Genomic DNA, 18929 nt, shown 5'->3' with positions numbered 1-18929 from the left:
GGGGGCGGTGAACGAGGCGGCGGGGCGGACGTGGGGCAGCGGCCAGGCGGCGGGATGCGGGCCGGACGCGGCGAGCGCGACCCCGAGGTGCAACGGCTGGGCGGAAGCCATGCCCGGGGAACCCGCGGGTCCGGCCCTCGATTCCCCCTCCCACGAGGTGAGATACCCCTGCATTTAGTCCTCTGGATGCGGTCCTTGCGCGCGCAAGGACCGCATCCAGAGGACTAAATGCGGGGGTGGCGGGCCATTTCTTCCAGGCGCCGGATGCGTTCGGCCATGGGCGGGTGGGTCGAGAAGAGCTTGGTGAGGCCTTCGCCCGGACGGAATGGGTTCGCGATCATCAGGTGCGACTGCGAGACGAGCTTCGGCTCAGGGACGAGCGGGGCCGCGCGCGTCCCCTGGTCGAGCTTCCGCAGCGCCGACGCCAGGCCGAGCGGGTCGCCGGTGAGTTCCGCGCCCGACGCGTCCGCCTGGTACTCCCGCGACCGGCTCACCCCGAGCTTCACGACGGCGGCCGCGATCGGCCCGATCAGCACCAGGAGCAGCGCGACCAGCGGGCTGTCGCCGTCCTCGCGGTCGTTGCCGCCGAAGACGCTCGCGAACATCGCGATGTTGGCGATCACGCTGATCACGCTCGCCAGCGCGCCCGCGACGCACGAGATGAGGATGTCGCGGTTGTAGACATGGGACAGTTCGTGCCCGAGCACCGCCCGCAGCTCGCGCTCGTCGAGCAGGTCGAGGATGCCGGTGGTGCAGCACACCGCCGCGTGCCGGGGGCTGCGGCCGGTGGCGAAGGCGTTCGGGGCCTGCGTGGGGCTGATGTAGAGCCTCGGCATCGGCTGACGTGCCGTTGTCGCCAGTTCGCGCACGATCCGGTACATCGCCGGCTGCTCGGCCTCGGAAACCGGCCGGGCGCGCATGGCCCGCAGCGCCAGCTTGTCGGAGTTGAAATAGGCGTACGCGTTGACGCCGAGCGCCACCACCAGGCCGATGACCAGCGCGCCCCGCCCGAAGAACCCGCTGATCCCGACGATGAGCGCGGACAGCACGCCGAGCAGGACGACGGTCTTCAGCCCGTTCTGGTGTTTGTGCACGGCGGCCTGCTCCTTTCTTTCTCCGGGTTGGGGTTACTCATCGGAAACAACGCGATCGGGGGACGCGAAGTTCCTTCGCCTGCCCGGATCACGAGTTATCGTCGAACCCCGGAACGATCATGGGGAGGCGCCCGTGCGAGGACCCGAACTGAGCCGCCGAGCCCTGCTCACGCTGGCCGCGGCCGGTGCTTCCGCGGTCGCCTTCGCGCCGGCGGCCAGAGCCGAGAAGGTGCTCGTCGTCGAGGTCGGGGGCGCCCCGGAGGCGGTCGCGGTGAATTCCGTCACCGGTTTCGCCTACGTCTCGGATCCCGCCACCGGCACGGTCGTCGTCATCGACTCGCGGAGCGGCACGGTCGGTGACGTGATCCCGGTCGGCGGTGAGCCCGCCGGGCTGGCCGTGGACACCGTGACCAACCGGGTCTACGTCACCAACCCGCCGGGCGGGACCGTCCTCGTCATCGACGGGCTGGTCAACGAGGTCGTCAGCGTGGTGCCCGCCGGTCCGGGCGCGTCCGATGTCGACGTCGACGAGCAGGCGAACCGCGCCTACGCGGTCAGCGATCTCACCGGGACACTCGCCGTCGTCGACGGCGTCGGCTGCCGCCTGCTGAACCTGCTCCCCGGCCCCACGCGATCGCTGGCGTCGACGGCCGTCGACAGCGGGCGCAAGCTGGCGTACTGCACCAGCCCGGACACGGACTCACTGGAGGTCTACGACATCGGCGCCGGGAAGTTCGCCGCCGGTATCCCGGTCGGCCGGTCACCGACCGGGGTCGCCGTGCACCGTCCGTCCGGGACGGTGTTCGTCGCGAATTCGGCGATCCATCATCTGTCCGTTGTGGACGGAGGCGCGCGCAGGGAAAAGGCGACCGTGCTGCTGCGGTCGGAATCGTCGGCGGTCGCGGTCCACGAAGGATCGAACACCGTCTACGCCAACGGAGGTCCCAACGGGGTCGCCAGGATCGACGGTGTCACGAGCCTGCTCACCGGCGACCTGTCACTCGGCGTGAACCCCGGCGCGGTCGCGATCGACCAGCGCACCAGAACGGTGTACGTGACGGATCCCTTGCGCGGCAGGGTTTCCTTGATCAGAGATTTCTGAGTTCTCACGTGGAGTAACTCCGGGTATACCGTCGATGGCATGAAACTCGGTTTGCAGATCCCGGACCTCACGTGGCCGAAGGGTGCGAGCGCGCTGGGCGCCGATCTGGCGGCCGTCGCCAGGAAGGCCGACGAAGCAGGCTTCGACTCCGTCGCCCTGATGGACCACTTCTTCCAGATCTCGGTCGTCGGCCCGCCCGAGAACGACATGATCGAGGCCTACACGGCACTCGGTTTCCTCGCCGCGCACACCGAACGCGCGAAACTGCTCACCGTCGTCACCGGTGTCCACTATCGCGAGCCCGGCCTGCTGGCGAAGGCCGTCACGACGCTCGACGTCCTTTCCGGCGGCCGCGCCATTCTCGGTATCGGCGCGGGCTGGAACGAAGAGGAATCGCGCGGGCTCGGCTTCCCGTTCCCGTCCACCGCCGAGCGCTTCGAGCGGCTGGAAGAAACGCTGCGCTACCTCAGGCAGATGTGGAGTGACGACGACGGCCCCTTCCAGGGCAAGCACTATCAGGCCGAAAGGCTGATGAACGTGCCGCAGGCACTGTCGAAGCCGCATCCGCCGATCATGATCGGGGGCAGCGGTGAAAAGAAGACGCTGCGGTTCGTCGCGAAATACGGCGACATGTGCAATCTCTTCAACGGACCGGACCTCGAGCGCAAACTCGACGTGCTCAAGCAGCACTGCGAGAACGAGGGTCGCGACTACGCCGAGATCACCAAGACTGTCTATCACACCTTCGACATCGGGCCGAAGGGCGAGAAGACCGGCGAACTGAACGACGCGCTCGGCAAGCTCGCCGAACTCGGTGTCGATGTGGCGATCGGGTCCATTCCCGGGCTCCCCGATCTCGACCTCGTCGAGAAGATCGGCGAGAAAGTCATCCCGGTCGCGGAAAAGCTCTGACGGGCGCTCGCCCACCTCGCCGTCCGCGGGCATGATGGCGGGGTGAGCGAGTACGTATTGCGCGGCGGACTGCAACCGGACACCTCGGCCGTGGCCGCCGTACTGGCGTACCACGGTGTCGAGGGACCGGACGGGAAGGCGCCGAGTGAGGCGCTGGTGTTCGCCGTGTCCGGCGGCATCGGGGCGGGCTACATCCTGTGGGACTTCGCGCACGAGTCGACGTCGACGATCGTGTTCGGTTTCCGCGCGCGCTGGCAGTATCCGCGGGAATGGCTGAAGTCCACAGTGGACCGACTCGGGCTCGGCGCCGACATCCACACCACCGGCGGCAAACGCGCCGCCGCGAAACGGCTCACCACCGGCCTCGAAGCGGGGCGGCCGGTGCTCGTCCTGCCCGACCGCGAGTCCCTCGGCTACTGGCACCTGCCGCCGGAGATGTCCGGCGGTGGTGGCCACTTCGTCGTCGCGTACGGCGAAGAGGACGGCCGCGTGCTCGTCGACGACCGGAACCTCGCGCCCCTGACGGTCGACCGGAAGACGTTCGACGCCGCCCGCGGCCGGGTCGGCTCGTACAAGAACCTGCTCGCGACGATCACGCCCGGTGAGGTCCCGGACTGGAAGGCGGCCGTGCGCGCCGGGCTGACGGACTGCGCGCGGAACCTCTCGGCGCCGTCGAAGTCGTTCTCGCTGCCCGCCTGGGGACGCTGGGCGAAGGCGATGACCGACGACCGCGACCCGAAGGGCTGGCCGCGCGCGTTCGCCGAACGGCGCGGGCTCGTCGGGGCGCTGTTCAACGTCTGGGAGAACGTCACCCCGGCCGGGATGGAGGGCGGGCACCTGCGCGGGCTGTTCGCCGACGCGCTCACCGAGGCCTCCGCCCTGCTCGACGTCCCGGAACTGGCCGAGCAGGCCTCGACGTGGCGTGGGATCGCCGAACGCTGGGCCGAACTGGCCGAGGCCGCCGTTCCGCCCTCGGTCGCGGAGTTCGGCTGGGTGCGCGGGCTGGTCAGCGCGGTTTCGGCGGGCGTCCGCGAGGGCGACGCGGGGCAGGACGCGGCCGCGGAGGCCGGTGCGGAGATGTGGAAACTGCGCGCGCACTACGACGACGAAACGCCGTTCACCGACGTCGAGGCCCGCGATCTGTTCGCCTCGATGGGCACGATGATCCGGGACATCCACATCGCCGAGACGGCCGCGATCCGGGAGCTCTCCGAAACCCTGATGGAGTGAACCGGGCCGGTGTCCGTTGCGCCGCGCGGCCGGAACACCGCGTGATCGTTGAAGATCCACTTCGTGCACGCCCATCCGCTGGGGACGACCAGTGCGAGTCCCGCTTCCGAGATCCACCTCTACCGTCATCGCCTGCGTGTCACCGACCTGGACTATCTCGGTCACGTCGGGAACGTGCGGCTGCTGGACTACTTCCAGGAAGCCCAGGTCGCGATGCTCGACCCTCGGCGTGAACGCGTCTTCCAGGCGAAGGGGCCGACCTATCTGATCGCGAAGCACAACGTCAGCTACGTGCGGCGGCTGACCTTCCGCGACAACCCCGTCGAGGTGGAGACCGTGGTCGGCCGGATCGGGACCTGCGACGTCGTGGTGAACAGCAGGCTGCGCGACGAAAAGGCCGTCTACGCGCGCTGCCGCACCATCTGGGTCGCGTGCACCTTGCCCGACGGCGGCACGCGACGCCTCGACGAAGAGGAACGCGAGCGGCTGACCCGGTTCACCGGGACGGTCGACGAAATCTCCTGAACCGAGTTTTTAACCGTTTATGCTCCATTTCCCGCATCACCGGAAAACCGCTGGGCCGTTCAGCGGCTGATCATCACGCTTTTCGGCCGGTACCTTCGTGAGAGCTCTCTTCCCCTGCTGAGCTCCCCGGAGGTATTTCATGCCACGGCCGAAGTCTGTCCGCTTTCTCGCGCCCTTGGTCGGCGCGCTACTCCTGACCAGCGGGGTGGCCGCCGCCGCTCCCGCCCCCGAAGACCCTCAGTTCATCCGCCTGGCCAGCAGAACCTTCGATCCGCTCACCCAGCGGACCGCCGCGAGCCAGGACTGGAAGGGCTCGTACCTGCTCCAGGTCCGGGGCACGCTGACCGACGCGCAGCGCGGGCGATTGCGCGCGCTCGGCGTGCGAATCGGCACCTACATTCCCGATTTCGCCTACGTGGTCCGCCTTCAGCCGGAAAACCGCGAATCGATCGCGAAATTGAATTTCGTCCGCTGGCTCGGCGAATACCGCCCGGACGACAAGACGGAAATCTCGGTGGCCGGGACGGGCAGTTATCTGGTGACACTGATCGAGCCGGACGCGAGGGACCAGCGCGCGGTGGCCGAGCGGATCCTGCGGCTCGGCGGCGGCATCGAGGCGATTTCGCAGAGCGGTCAGCACATCGTCGCCACCCTCGGCGCCGGCCAGGTCGCGACCGTGGCCCAGGGCGCCGAGGTGCTCGCGGTCGGCGCGATCACCGCGCCCGGGACCGACATGGCCAACGCCAGGGAGAGCGGGGGCGCGAACTACATCGAGAGCGCCGGCGGCTATCGCGGCCAGGGCGTGCGCGGCGAGGTGATGGACGGCGGCCTGCGCGCCACGCACCAGGAGTTCAAGGCGCGGCCGACCGTGCTGCACGGCTCGAACTCGACCGACACCAGTCACGGCACCTCGACGTACGGGCAGATCTTCGCTTCCGGGGTGAGCTCGCCGCAGCGCGGCCTGCTGCCCGAGGGCCAGGGCATCTTCGCGACCTACAACAAACCGGACCGCTACGCGCACACCAAGGAATTGGTCGACGCGAACGGCAAGTACCGCGCGGTCTTCCAGAGCAACAGCTGGGGCGGCGGGCTGACGACGGCGTACAACTCCGTCTCGGCCGAGCTCGACAAGATCGTCTTCGACCTCGACCTGCTGATCTGCCAGTCGCAGAGCAACGCGGGGACCCAGCAGTCGCGGCCGCAGGCGTGGTCGAAGAACGTGCTCTCGGTCGGCGGGCAGTACCACTACAACACGCTGAACCGCACCGACGACAAGTGGAACCGCGGCGCCAGCATCGGCCCGGCCGCCGACGGCCGGATCAAACCGGAGCTGTCGAACTACTACGACAAGATCGACACCACGTCGTCCGGCAGTGACACCTCGTACACGACGTCGTTCGGCGGCACGAGTGGCGCGACCCCCATCACCTGCGGAAACGCCGGTCTGCTGTTCCAGATGTGGGCCGACGGCGTGTTCGACGGCGGTCCCGGCAAGGGGCGTGACGTCTTCACGAGCCGCCCGCACGCCGCGACCGCGAAGGCGCTGCTGGTCAACGGGGCCGACCAGTTCGCGTTCAGCGGCACCTCGCACGACATGACCCGCACGCATCAGGGCTGGGGCACCGCGAACGTGCGCTACCTGCACGAACAGGCCAAAGCGAACGGGTGGAAGCTGCCGGTGCTGGTCAACGAGACCGACCTGCTGGGCACCGGGCAGTCCAAGAAGTACACGGTCGCGGTGAACGGGACCAAGCAGTTCAAGGCGACGCTGGCCTACACCGATCCGGCCGGTTCGCCGAGCGCGTCGGTCGCCAGGGTCAACGACCTGACACTGAAGGTGACCGCTCCGAACGGGACCGTCTACTACGGCAACAACGGGCTGAACGCGGGCAACTTCTCGACCGCGGGCGGCTCGCCGAACACCATCGACACGGTGGAGAACGTCATCCTCGAAAAGCCCGCCGCCGGGACTTGGACGGTGGAGGTCGTGGCGACGCAGGTCAACGCCGACGGACATCCGGAAACGTCGGCGACCGACGCGGACTACGCCCTGGTGGTTTCTTGACGATGTGAGGGGCGCCACGCGGCCGGATCGCGTTTAGCGGGCTAAACGCGATCCGGCCGGGTTCCGACATTGCCCGCGCCCGGATGGCGGAGACATCTGCGCCGATGGCCGAGACGTCAGGTTTCGGTTGTGAGACGGAAGCGTGAGACCTCCGAAAGGCATGTAACGAGGCGACCCGGGGTGCCGACGTCTGGGATACGTGACGCGAGCCAAGGAGCCTCTCGATGACCACCTGCCGACTCTGCGGATCGGCCCATCTCGCCAGCGTCGTCGACCTCGGGGCGACGCCGCCGTGCGAACGATTCCTGACCGCGGCCGGGCTGGCGGAACCGGAGCCGACCTATCCTCTGCACCTGCAAGTCTGCACCGAATGCTGGCTCGCCCAGATCCCGCCGCTGATCACCCCGGAAGAGACTTTCACCGAATACGCGTATTTCTCGTCGTATTCCGCCTCTTGGGTCGACCACGCCAAAACGTTCGTGGACGGCGCCGTCGAACGACTCGGGCTCGACGAGTCCTCGTTCGTCGTCGAGGTCGCCAGCAACGACGGCTATCTGCTCAAACACGTTGTCGCGCAGCAGATCCGCTGTCTCGGCGTGGAACCTTCGGTGAACGTGGGCCAAGCCGCGCGTGACGCCGGGGTGCCGACGAAGACCGCCTTCCTGGGCCCCGAAAGCGGGCGCGACGTCCGCGAGGAGCACGGTCCCGCCGATCTCGTCGTGGCGAACAACGTTTACGCACACATTCCGGACATCATCGGTTTCACGCACGGGCTCCGCGCCCTGGTCGCCGATGACGGCTGGGTCAGCATCGAGGTCCAGCACCTGCTGACGCTGATCCAGGAGAACCAGTACGACACGATCTATCACGAGCACTTCCAGTACTACACGGTGGAATCCGCGCGCCGGGCCCTTTCGCGCGGCGGATTGTCCGTTGTGGACGTCGAACTGCTGCCCACCCACGGCGGGTCCATCCGGCTGTGGGCGCGCCCGGACGCCGTCGCCGGCGAGCCGAGCGAGCGGATGACGCAGGTCCTCGACGCCGAGAAGGCGGCCGGACTGCACGAAATGTCCGGCTACACCGAGTTCTCCGAGCGGGTCACCAAGGTCCGGCTCGAGCTGAACAAGTTCCTCACCGACGCGGCGCTCGAAGGCAAGACCGTCGTCGGCTACGGCGCCCCGGGCAAGGGCAACACGCTGCTGAACCACTGCGGTATCCGCCCGGACGTGCTGCGCTACACCGTCGACCGCAACCCGTACAAGCACGGCCGGTTCACCCCCGGCACCCGGATCCCGATCCTCCCGCCGGAGCGCATCGAAGCGGACCGGCCCGATTACGTGCTCGTCCTTCCGTGGAACCTCCGGAAGGAACTGACCGCCCAGTTGTCCTTTGTGGACGAATGGGGCGGGAAACTGGTCTTCCCCATCCCGCACCTGGAAATCGTCGAGGTGAAGTCGTGAAGGTAGTCCTCTTCTGCGGCGGCTACGGCATGCGGATGCGCAACGGTGACGCGTCCGACGTGCCGAAGCCGATGGCCATGGTCGGCCCCAGACCCCTGATCTGGCACGTGATGCGGTACTACGCGCATTTCGGCCACACCGAGTTCATTCTCTGCCTCGGTTACGGCGCGCACCACATCAAGGAGTTCTTCCTCAATTACCAGGAGACCGTCTCCAACGATTTCGTCCTGCGGAACGGCAAGGCGGAACTGCTGTCGACCGACATCGCGGACTGGTCGATCTCCTTCGTGCAGACCGGCCTCGAATCGGCCATCGGCGAGCGGCTGCGCCGGGTGCGCCCGTATCTCGAAGGCGACGAGATGTTCCTCGCCAACTACGCCGACGTCCTCACCGACGCACCGCTCCCGGAAATGATCGAGCGGTTCGAGGCCACCGACGCCGGCGCGTCGATGATGGTCGTGCCACCGCAGTCGTCGTTCCACTGCGTCGAGATGAACGAGGACGGCCGGATCGGCGCGCTGACCCCGGTCAGCGAGATGCCGCTGTGGGAGAACGGCGGGTACTTCGTGCTGCGCCAGGAGGTCTTCGACCACATCCCCGAGGGCGGCGACCTGGTGGCCGACGGCTGCGGCGAGCTCGCCAAGCGGGGCAAGCTGCTCGCGTACCCGTACCGCGGGTTCTGGAAGCCGACCGACACCGTCAAGGAACGCGTCCAGCTGGACGACGCGTACGCGCACGGAGACCGCCCCTGGGCGCGGTGGGAACGCGAACCCTCGCCGGTGGTCACGGCGTGATCGGACTCGGCACCGGCCGGATCGAGCGGATCGTCGCGCTCGGCGCGCATTGTGACGACATCGCCATCGGGGCGGGCGGCACACTGCTGACGCTCTGCGCCGGAAACCCCGGCGTGCGGGTCGACGCGCTCGTCCTGTCCGGCGGCGGCACCGAGCGGGAGACCGAGGAGCGCGCCGCGCTCGCGGCCTTCTGCCCGGGCGCCGACGTCGAGGTCACCGTGCTCAAACTGCCCGACGGCCGGTTCCCCTCGCATTGGGAAGAGGCCAAGAACGGGCTGGAGGAGCTGCGCCGCCGCACGGACCCGGACCTCGTCCTCTCCCCGCGCACGGCCGACGCGCATCAGGACCACCGCGGCCTGGCGACGCTGGTGCCGACGGTGTTCCGCACCCATCTCCAGCTGGAGTACGAGATCGCCAAATGGGACGGCGACCTCGGCAAACCCACCGCGTACGTCCCGCTGACGGCGGAGCTCGCCGAGGAGAAGGTCCGCCTGCTCCAGGAGCATTACGCCTCTCAGCGGCACCGGCCTTGGTACGACCGGGAAGCCTTCCTCGGCCTCGCCCGCATTCGCGGCATCGAATGCGGGCAGCGTTATGCCGAGGCCTTCGACCTCAAGAAACTGACGCTCGACCTCACTGCGAAAGGCTGAAAGTCATGCGTGTGCTGCTGACCGGGCACAAGGGGTACCTGGGCACGGTGATGGCCCCGGTGCTGGCCGCCGAAGGCCACGAGGTGATCGGCCTCGACTCCGGTCTTTACGACACCTGCGTGCTGGGCCCCAAGCCCGAAGACCCCGAAGGCTTCGAGGTCGACCTTCGTGACGTCACGGCCGAGCATGTGGCCGGGGTGGACGCCGTGATCCACCTCGGCGCGCTGTCCAACGACCCGCTCGGTTCGCTGGCGCCGGAGCTGACCTACGACATCAACCACCACGCTTCGGTGAAGCTCGCCAAGCTGGCGAAGGACGCCGGGGTCAAGCGGTATCTCTACGCCTCGACGTGCTCGGTCTACGGCGCCTCGGGCGGCGACGGCCTGGTCGACGAGGACGCGCCGCTGCGCCCGGTGACGCCGTACGCCGAGTCGAAGGTGCGGGTGGAGGACGACGTCCAGGAGCTCGCCGACGGCGACTTCAGCCCGGTGTACATGCGCAACGCGACCGCGTTCGGCTTCTCGCCGCGGCTGCGCGGCGACATCGTGCTCAACAACCTGACCGCGCACGCGTTCCTCTCCGGTGAGGTGCTGGTGCTCTCCGACGGCACGCCGTGGCGGCCGCTGGTGCACGCCAAGGACATCGCGCGGGCCTTCGCGGCGGCGCTGGTGGCGCCCAAGGAAGCCGTGCACGGCAAGGCGTTCAACATCGGCACCGAACGCAACAACGTGACCGTCGCCGAGATCGCCGAAGAGGTCGTCGAGGCCGTTCCCGGCTCCACGCTGCGGATCACCGGCGAGGCGGGCGCGGACCCGCGGTCCTACCGGGTCGACTTCTCCCGGTTCCGCGCGGCGATCCCCGGTTTCGACTGCGACTGGTCGGTCAAGGATGGCGCGCTCGATTTGATCGACGCCTACAAGACCCACGGCCTCACCGAGCACGGCTTCCAGCGCCTGTTCACCCGGCTGGCGCGCCTGCAGGACCGCACCGCCGCCGGCGAGCTCGACGACACTCTGCGGCGACGCTGATGTCGCACCGGGACCTCGAGACGAGCGCCGACCTGCGAAAGCTGGTCGAGCGCTTGTACCCGTTGTGCCGCAGCATCACCGGCGACGGCGTCCGCCGCACGCTGGAGATCGTCGACGAGCACATCCCGCTCCAGGTCCACGAGGTCCCCACCGGCACCGGAGTACTGGACTGGACGGTGCCGCAGGAATGGAACATCCGCGACGCGTACATCAAGGACGCCTCCGGCAGGCGCGTGGTCGACTTCGGTGAGTCGAACCTGCACGTCGTCGGCTACAGCGTCCCGGTGTCGCGGAAGATGCCGCTCTCCGAGCTGCGCGACCACCTGCACACCCTGCCCGACCGGCCGTCCTGGGTGCCGTACCGGACCAGCTACTACTCGCCGACCTGGGGTTTCTGCCTGGCGCAGGAAACCCTCGACGCGATGCCGGACGGCGAGTACGAGGTCTGCATCGATTCCACGCTGGCCGACGGGAGCCTCACCTACGCCGAGCACGTCGTGCCGGGCGAGGTCACCGACGAAGTGATCGTCTCCTGCCACACGTGCCATCCGTCGCTGGCGAACGACAACGTCGCCGGGATCGCGATCGCCGCCGCTTTCGCGCAGACGCTGGTGAAGCCCCACTACACGTACCGGTTCCTGTTCATGCCGGGCACGATCGGCGCCATCACCTGGCTCGCGCGCAACACCGAGCGCGTCGGCCGGATCAAGGCGGGGCTCGTGCTGGCCTGTGCCGGTGACCCGGGATCGTTGACGTACAAGCGAAGCCGGCGGGGCGACGCCGAGATCGACCGCGTGCTCTCCTACGTCCTGGCCGATCGCGCGCACGAGATCGTCGACTTCTCGCCGTACGGCTACGACGAGCGTCAGTTCTGCTCCCCCGGCTTCAACCTGGGTGTCGGATCGCTGACGAGGACGCCATACGCGGGCTATCCCGAGTACCACACCTCGGCCGACAACCTCGATTTCGTCTCCACCGAGGCCATGGAGGAAACCCTTCAGACCCTGAAGGACACGTACGCCGTCCTCGACCGCAACCGCAGCTACGTCAACCTCAGTCCCTACGGCGAGCCGCAACTCGGCAAGCGCGGGCTGTACGACTCGCTCGGCGGCCGAAGCGACGCCAAACAAGCCCAGATGGCGATGCTCTGGGTGCTCAACCTCTCCGACGGCGAGCACAGCCTGCTCGACGTCGCCGAGCGGTCCGGGCTGCCGTTCGATTCCGTCGTCGCGGCCGCTCAGGCGCTGCACGACGCCGGATTGCTCAAGGATTGAAGATGCGATCACTTCTGCGTTCCCAAGCCATCCGGGCCATGGCCGGACGGCTCAGCTGGGGTCTCGGCGACCAGGCCGTCTCCAGCATCACCAACTTCGTGGTCGGTCTCTACGTCGCCCGCTCGCTCGGCACGTTCGCGTTCGGCATGTTCAGCCTCGCCTGGGTCAGCTACGGCGTGGTGCTCAACCTCTCGCGCGGGCTGACGACCGATCCGCTGATGGTGCGGTTCTCCGGGGTGTCCACCGAATCCTGGCGCGCCGCGACCGCGCGGGCGACCGGGACGGCGCTCACCGCGGGTGTCGTGGCCGGGATGATCAGCGTGGCCGCCGGGCTCATCGTGGGCGACTCCACCGGCGGGGCGTTCGTCGCGCTCGGCTTCGTCATCCCCACGCTGCTGCTGCAGGACGCGTGGCGGTTCACCTTCTTCGCCGCCGGGCACGGGAAGAAGGCGTTCCTCAACGACGTCGTGTGGGGGATCGCGCTGATCCCGGCGTTGTTCATCGCGCACCACACGTCCGACACCGTCGTCGCGTTCATCCTGGCGTGGGGCCTTTCCGGGGCGGTCGCGGCGGGCTTCGGCTGCCTGCAGTCCGGGGTCCGGCCGGATCCGCGCGGCACGCTCGAATGGATCAAGGCGCACCGCGACCTCGGCACCCGCTACGTGATCGAAAACGTCAGCAACAGCGGCTCGTCGCAACTGCGGATGTACGGTCTCGGCGCGATCGCCGGGATCGCGAGCGTCGGCGCGGTCCGCGGCGCCGAACTGCTCCTCGGGCCGTTCTTCGCCCTCTTGATGGGACTTTCCCTGGTCACGGTCGCCGAAAGCGCACGGGTGCTCCAACGGGCCCCGCACCGCTTCCGGAAGTTCTGCGCCGTCCTCGGCGCCGGCCAGGCGGCGGCGGCCCTGCTCTGGGGCCTCGCCTTGCTTCTGGTACCCCACGACGCCGGCCGGTTCGTCCTCGGTGACGTCTGGGATCCCGCTTCGGAACTGATCCTCCCGGTGACCATCGGTATCGCCGCGGCGGGATTCAACACCGGGGCGGCCGCCGGACTGCGTGCGCTCGGCGCTGCGAAAAGGAGCCTTCGCGCCCAGCTGATCAACTCGGCCGGCTATGTCGGTTTCGGGCTCATTGGCGCCTTCTTGGCCGGGGCGTCCGGATCCGCGTGGGGGGTCGCGTTGGCGATCACCAGCGGGTCAGCGGTGTGGTGGCTGCAGCTGCACATCGCCCTCAGAGAACACCAGACTTCGGAGAAGGAAGAAATGAGGACGTCATGAGCACCGCTCCTCGGCTGAGCATCGGGCTCCCGGTCTACAACGGCGAGGACTACCTCGCCGAATCGCTGGACGCACTCCTCGGCCAAAGCTTCGCGGACTTCGAGCTGATCATCTCGGACAACGCGTCCACCGACCGCACCGAAGAGATCAGCCGCGACTACGCGAAGCTGGATTCCCGCGTCCGCTATGTGCGCCAGCCGGTGAACATCGGCTGCGCGCCCAACCACAACTACTGTGTCGACGTCGCCCGCGGCGAGCTGTTCAAATGGGCCTCCGACGACGACCTCTACGCGCGCGACCTGCTGGAACGCTGTATCGAAGCGCTCGACGAGCACCCGGAGTTCGTCCTCTCGCACTCGTGGACGGCGATGATCGACGAGAAGGGCGTCGTCACGCAGGCGCTGGAGTACCCGCTCAACACGGTTTCGCCGCACGCCGCGGAACGCTTCCGCAGCACGCTGTTCGCGCCCGGCGGGGACGACGACGGCGCGGTCATCCGCACCGAGGTGCTACGCCGCGTCGCGCCGCTGGACAGCTACCACCACGCCGACCGCACGATCATCTCGGAGCTGGCCCTGCACGGTCCGTTCCACCAGGTGCCCGACTGGCTGTACTTCCGGCGCGACCACCCCGGCCGCTCCGAACACGAGCACCCGACCGTGCGCAGGCGCGCGACCAACCTCGACCCGAAGCGGGCCGACAAGCTGCGCCACCCGATGATCCGGCTGCTCGGCGAATACGTCCTGGGCTACGTCAACGCGATCCGCAACGCGCCGATCTCCGGCGCGGAGAAGCGTGAATGCTTCCGCTACCTGCGGCAGTGGGCGCTGAACCGGGCCGGGAACCCGGCCATGGGACGGATGCCGGTCCAGGCCGAGGCGGAAACCGGCCCGCGTGAGGTCTCCGTCGTCTCGGTCGTCGCCGGCCAGGAGGGACGAGTCCCTTGATCCCGCCCGCGAGGATCGGGCTGTTCGGACTCCTCGGATCGGGGAACCTCGGCAACGACGGTTCCTTCGAGGCGGTCCTCGGGTTCTTGCGCACGGAACATCCGGACGCCGCCATCAGCGTGATGTGCGGCGGTCCGGAAATCGTCGCGTCGCGCTACGGACTCGAAACGACCGCGTTGAACTGGTACCAGGGTGAGTACCGCACGGCCTCAGGTCCGCTTTCCATCGCCATGAAGGGTTTCGGCAAGTTCGTCGACGTCGTCCGCACGGCGGCGTGGGCCCGGCGCCAGGACGTGGTGATCGTGCCGGGGATGGGTGTCCTCGAATCCACACTTCCCCTGCGGCCTTGGGGTTTTCCGTACGCCTTGCTGCTGCTTTCGGCGTCCGCCAGGCTGGTCGGCACCAAGGTGGCGCTGGTGAGTGTCGGCGCCAACGTGAGCTCGCACCGGGTCACCCGCTCGGTCATCGGCTGGGCCGGGCGGCTGGCGTCGTTCCGGTCGTACCGGGACGAGCCGTCACGGGAAGCGATGCGCGCGATGGGGGTGGACGTCACGAACGACCGCGTCTACCCCGATCTCGCGTTCGCCCTCCACGCGCCGTCGGAACCGGTGCTGCCCCGTTCGGTCGGGGTCGGGGTGATGGCTTACCACGGCGGAAATGAGGATCGCGCCCGCGCCGGCGACATCTACGAGTCCTATGTGGACAACATCACCCGGTTCGTCGCCGGCCTGGTCGCCGACGGACGTCCGGTGCGGTTGTTCATCGGCGACCAGGCGGACCGCCAGGTCGTCGACGAGATCATGCGGGAACTGGATTCCCCGCTGATCGCGGCCGCCGACACGTCCACTTTGGACGATGTGCTGCGGGCGATGTCGGCCGTCGAGACCGTCGTCGCCACCCGGTACCACAACGTCCTGTGCGCGCTGAAGCTGGCGAAACCGACGTTGTCCATCGGCTACGCGCGCAAGAACGAGGTCCTCATGACCGCACTGGGGCTGGGGGAATTCTGCCAGTCCGCCAAGGAGATCGATTTCGACGCGCTGGTCCGCCAGTTCGCCGAACTCGAATCCCGCGCGGGCGAACTGACCGCGATCGTCGCGAAACGAGGCGCTGAACAGGTGCGGCTACTGGACGAGCAGTTCGCCGAGCTGTCGGCCGCCTTCCTGCCGATGGGAGTCCGATGAAGGTGACACCGGTGCCCGCCATCGCGGGCGCGTACCTGTTCGAACCGACGCCGCACGCCGACGAACGCGGCTTCTTCAGCCGCACGTTCGACGCCGACGTCGCCCGGTCCGCCGGGATCGATCCGAACGGGTTCCTCCAGGACAGCGTTTCCCGGTCCCGCAAGGGAGTGCTGCGCGGGATGCATCTCCGTTCCGGGAAGGGCGAGGCGAAGCTGGTCCGGTGCTCGTGGGGCGCCGTCTTCGACGTCGTCGTCGACCTGCGGCCGGATTCGCCGACCTACCTCGGCAAGGAGACCTTCGAGCTCTCCGGGGAGACCCAGGTCTCGCTGTACATCCCGGCGGGTTGCGCGCACGGGTTCCAGGCGCTCACCGAGATCGCCGACGTCTCCTACCGGATCGATCGCGAGCACGACCCGGCCGAGGACGTCGCGATCGCCCACGACGACCCGGATCTGGCGATCCCCTGGCCGCTCCCGGTGGCGCTGATGTCGGAGCGGGACCGGTCCGCGCTCCCGCTTTCCGCTGTCTTACAGAACACGAGGTGAGAGCATGACCCGTCAGCTTCCCAAGTCGATGCGGGCCAACGAGCGCCTCCACGCGATGATCCCCGGCGGCGCGCACACCTACGCCAAGGGAGACGACCAGTACCCGGAGAACCTGGCGCCGGTCATCTCCCACGGGCTCGGCGCGCACGTCTGGGACGTCGACGGGAACGAATACATCGAGTACGGCTCGGGGCTGCGCGCGGTCAGCCTCGGGCACGTGCACCCCCGGGTGAGCGAGGCCGCCCACCGGGAGATCGACCGGGGCGCGAACTTCGCCCGCCCGTCCATCGTGGAGGAAAGGGCGGCGACGAAGTTCCTCGAAACCGTCCCGACCGCCGAGATGGTCAAGTTCGCCAAGAACGGCTCGGACGCCACCACCGCCGCGGTCAAGCTCGCCAGGGCGGCCACCGGCAGAGAACTGGTGGCGATCTGCCGCGACCACGCGTTCTTCTCCATCGACGACTGGTTCATCGGCACCACGGCGATGTCGGCGGGCATCCCGGACGGGATCACCGGCCTCACCGTGTCCTTTCCCTACGGCGACCTCCCGGCGACGGAACGGCTGCTGCGGGAGAACGCGGGCAGGGTCGCCTGTCTCGTGCTGGAGGCGTCCACCCAGCTCGAACCGCCCGCCGGATACCTCGTCGGCCTGCGCGAACTCGCCGACCGGTACGGCTGCGTCCTGATCTTCGACGAGATGATCACCGGTTTCCGCTGGTCGGAGACGGGAGCGCAAGGTCTCTACGGCGTCACGCCGGATCTCTCGACGTTCGGCAAGGCACTCGGCAACGGGTTCGCCGTCTCCGCGCTCGCGGGCAAACGCGAACTGATGGAACTCGGCGGCCTGCGCACCACCGAGGACCGCGTCTTCCTGCTGTCCACCACGCACGGCGCCGAGACACATTCGCTCGCGGCCGCGATCGCGGTCATGGAGACCTACACCGAAGAAGGCATCGCCGCGCGGCTGCACGCGCTCGGCGACCGGCTCGCCGCCGGGGTCCGCGAAGTCGCGGCCTCGGCCGGGGTCGGGGAACACGTCGTCGTGCGCGGCCGGGCGAGCAACCTCGTCTTCGCCACGCTCGACGCCGAGAAGAAACCGTCGCAGGACTATCGCACGCTGTTCCTGCGGCAACTGGTCACGGGCGGGGTCCTCGGACCGTCGTTCGTGGTCAGCAGCGCGTTGTCCGAAGAAGACATCGACCGGACTGTCGAAGTGGTCTCGCAGGCCTGCCTCGTGTATCGCAAAGCGCTCGACGCGGATGATCCGGCGCCGTGGCTGGGTGGCCGTCCGGTGAAGCCGGTTTTTCGGAGAAGGGTATGAGTTTAGCGATCGCACATCGCTCGGCCGTCAAGCGCGCGCTTTGCGTCACGCTGTCGGTATTACTGCTCCAGGTCACCGTTGAATCCACAGCGGTGGCGGATCCAGAGCCGACCCGAGGGGTGTGCGGCACGACCGTCGGCGTCCCCTCCGCACCGGAAGGCGCCCAGGTCGTCGAACCGGGCACCGATCTGAACGAACGGACCCGGTCCAGCCCGCCGGGTACCACGTTCTGGCTGTCACCGGGCACCCATCACCTGGCCGACGACCAGTTCGGTCAGGTGCTGCCCAAGGACGGCAACGTCTACCTCGGCGCACCCGGCGCCGTACTCGACGGACGAAGACTCAACCGCGCGGCGTTCACCACGTCGGCCAAGGACGTGGTCATCCGGGGACTGACGATCCGCGGCTTTCTCGGCCAGCAGGATCAAGGCGTGGTCAACCACGACTCCGGCGAGCGATGGACCATCGAAGGCAACGTCATCGAGGACAACGACGGCGCCGCGATGATGACCGGATCCGGCCAGCGGGTAATCGGGAACTGCCTGCGCAACAACGGTCAGTACGGCATCAACGCCTACCGCGCCGGCGGCGGGCTGTCCGACCTGGTGATCGAAGGCAACGAGATCACCGGGAACAACACCGGCGACTGGGAGACGAAGATCCCGGGCTGCGGGTGCAGTGGCGGCGCGAAATTCTGGGCCGTGAACCGCGCCGACATCGTCGGCAACTTCGTCCACCACAACCACGGTGTCGGGCTCTGGGCCGACACGAACAACAACGACTTCCTCATCCAGGACAACGTGATCGAGGACAACGCCTCGGAGGGGCTGTTCTACGAGATCTCCTACAACCTGGAGCTGATCGGGAACACGTTCCGGCGCAACGCGCTGGTGCAGGGCCGCACCCGGGCCGCCAAGGGTGACAGCTTCCCGGTCGCGTCGGTGTACATCAGCGAGTCGGGTGGGGAGCCCAGGCTGCCCGCTCGGACGAGCCAGATCGACATCCGGGGCAACCTGTTCTCGGACAACTGGTCGGGGATCACGCTGTGGGAGAACGCGGACCGGTTCTGCAACAGCCCGGCCAACACGTCCTCGCTCTCCTGCACGGCACTGGTCTCACCGATGTCCACCTGCTCCGATCCGGGCATCACGACGGCGCCGCTGTACAGCGACTGCCGGTGGAAGACCCAGCGCGTTCTGGTGCACGAGAACACGTTCGAGTTCGATGGGTCGATGGAAGGCTGCCTCGACCGTTGCGGCCGGATGGCGGTGCTCTCGAACTACGGGACCTACCCGGCCTGGTCACCGTATCGGGGGACCGTGATCTCCGACGCGATCACCTTCCGGCAGGAAAACCGGTGGTACGACAACCAGTACTACGGGCCATGGCGGTTCGTCGCCCAAGACGCGTCACGACAGCTGACGTCGGCGCAATGGCAGGCCGAACCGTATCGGCAGGACGTCTGCAGCGGCTTCGGGGAGACGGTGACCTGCTGAGTTTTCACCTGTAAGTGTCCATCTG

General features: G+C 68.1%; 17 protein-coding genes. 16 read left to right on the top strand and 1 reads right to left on the bottom strand.

The window, feature by feature from the left end; genetic code table 11:
* Nucleotides 1–224: 224 nt before the first annotated feature.
* Entirely contained in the window at nt 225–1094 is an 870-nt protein-coding gene (htpX, locus tag CFP71_RS29670) for a zinc metalloprotease HtpX (RefSeq protein ID WP_093937261.1), read from the bottom strand.
* Nucleotides 1095–1227: 133 nt separating this feature from the next.
* Here htpX and CFP71_RS29665 point away from each other — a divergent pair, with 133 nt between their 5' ends.
* From CFP71_RS29665 to CFP71_RS29590, 16 genes are all read left to right on the top strand, one after another.
* A complete protein-coding gene (locus CFP71_RS29665; protein ID WP_093937260.1) occupies nt 1228–2196 on the top strand; it encodes a YncE family protein in 969 nt (322 codons plus the stop codon).
* A 39-nt stretch (nt 2197–2235) separates the two neighbouring features.
* Nucleotides 2236–3108 (top strand): LLM class F420-dependent oxidoreductase, encoded by an 873-nt coding sequence (locus CFP71_RS29660; RefSeq protein WP_093937259.1) that lies wholly within the window; start codon nt 2236–2238, stop codon nt 3106–3108.
* A gap of 42 nt (nt 3109–3150) precedes the next feature.
* Nucleotides 3151–4338, top strand: a complete 1188-nt coding sequence (locus CFP71_RS29655) for a BtrH N-terminal domain-containing protein (protein WP_093937258.1) — start codon at nt 3151–3153, stop codon at nt 4336–4338.
* Between the two features lie 48 nt (nt 4339–4386).
* Entirely contained in the window at nt 4387–4863 is a 477-nt protein-coding gene (locus tag CFP71_RS29650; RefSeq protein WP_093937257.1) for an acyl-CoA thioesterase, read from the top strand.
* A 139-nt stretch (nt 4864–5002) separates the two neighbouring features.
* Nucleotides 5003–6928 carry a S8 family serine peptidase gene (locus CFP71_RS29645; RefSeq protein ID WP_093937256.1) on the top strand — a complete coding sequence of 642 codons (1926 nt, stop codon included), beginning with the start codon at nt 5003–5005 and terminating at the stop codon, nt 6926–6928.
* 224 nt (nt 6929–7152) lie between these two features.
* Complete coding sequence (locus CFP71_RS29640) at nt 7153–8388, top strand: class I SAM-dependent methyltransferase (protein WP_093937255.1); 1236 nt, start codon at nt 7153–7155, stop codon at nt 8386–8388.
* Nucleotides 8385–9182, top strand: coding sequence for a sugar phosphate nucleotidyltransferase (locus CFP71_RS29635; RefSeq protein ID WP_093937254.1), 798 nt, complete (start codon nt 8385–8387; stop codon nt 9180–9182). Before CFP71_RS29640 ends, CFP71_RS29635 begins: the two co-directional genes overlap by 4 nt.
* Nucleotides 9179–9832, top strand: a complete 654-nt coding sequence (locus CFP71_RS29630) for a PIG-L deacetylase family protein (RefSeq protein ID WP_093937264.1) — start codon at nt 9179–9181, stop codon at nt 9830–9832. Before CFP71_RS29635 ends, CFP71_RS29630 begins: the two co-directional genes overlap by 4 nt.
* Nucleotides 9833–9837: 5 nt before the next feature.
* The gene (locus tag CFP71_RS29625; protein ID WP_093937253.1) at nt 9838–10860 is read left to right on the top strand and encodes an NAD-dependent epimerase/dehydratase family protein; all 1023 of its coding nucleotides are present in this window, start codon (nt 9838–9840) and stop codon (nt 10858–10860) included.
* Nucleotides 10860–12134 (top strand): DUF4910 domain-containing protein, encoded by a 1275-nt coding sequence (locus CFP71_RS29620; protein ID WP_093937252.1) that lies wholly within the window; start codon nt 10860–10862, stop codon nt 12132–12134. The genes CFP71_RS29625 and CFP71_RS29620 overlap by 1 nt, the downstream gene beginning before the upstream one ends.
* A gap of 2 nt (nt 12135–12136) precedes the next feature.
* On the top strand, nt 12137–13411 hold the full coding sequence (locus tag CFP71_RS29615) for an MATE family efflux transporter (protein WP_093937251.1): 1275 nt from the start codon (nt 12137–12139) through the stop codon (nt 13409–13411).
* Nucleotides 13408–14358, top strand: a complete 951-nt coding sequence (locus CFP71_RS29610) for a glycosyltransferase family 2 protein (protein ID WP_093937250.1) — start codon at nt 13408–13410, stop codon at nt 14356–14358. Before CFP71_RS29615 ends, CFP71_RS29610 begins: the two co-directional genes overlap by 4 nt.
* Entirely contained in the window at nt 14355–15542 is a 1188-nt protein-coding gene (locus CFP71_RS29605; RefSeq protein WP_093937249.1) for a polysaccharide pyruvyl transferase family protein, read from the top strand. The genes CFP71_RS29610 and CFP71_RS29605 overlap by 4 nt, the downstream gene beginning before the upstream one ends.
* Nucleotides 15539–16087 (top strand): dTDP-4-dehydrorhamnose 3,5-epimerase family protein, encoded by a 549-nt coding sequence (locus CFP71_RS29600; RefSeq protein ID WP_093937248.1) that lies wholly within the window; start codon nt 15539–15541, stop codon nt 16085–16087. The genes CFP71_RS29605 and CFP71_RS29600 overlap by 4 nt, the downstream gene beginning before the upstream one ends.
* A 4-nt stretch (nt 16088–16091) precedes the next feature.
* Nucleotides 16092–17408 carry a glutamate-1-semialdehyde 2,1-aminomutase gene (locus CFP71_RS29595; protein ID WP_093937247.1) on the top strand — a complete coding sequence of 439 codons (1317 nt, stop codon included), beginning with the start codon at nt 16092–16094 and terminating at the stop codon, nt 17406–17408.
* Complete coding sequence (locus tag CFP71_RS29590; protein ID WP_244199881.1) at nt 17405–18904, top strand: right-handed parallel beta-helix repeat-containing protein; 1500 nt, start codon at nt 17405–17407, stop codon at nt 18902–18904. Before CFP71_RS29595 ends, CFP71_RS29590 begins: the two co-directional genes overlap by 4 nt.
* Nucleotides 18905–18929 lie beyond the last annotated feature (25 nt).

The sequence above is a fragment of the Amycolatopsis thailandensis genome (assembly GCF_002234405.1).
Taxonomy (GTDB): Bacteria; Actinomycetota; Actinomycetes; order Mycobacteriales; family Pseudonocardiaceae; genus Amycolatopsis; species Amycolatopsis thailandensis.
The sequence above is the reverse complement of the archived record's forward strand: the minus strand, read 5'-3'. Positions and strand labels throughout refer to the sequence as shown.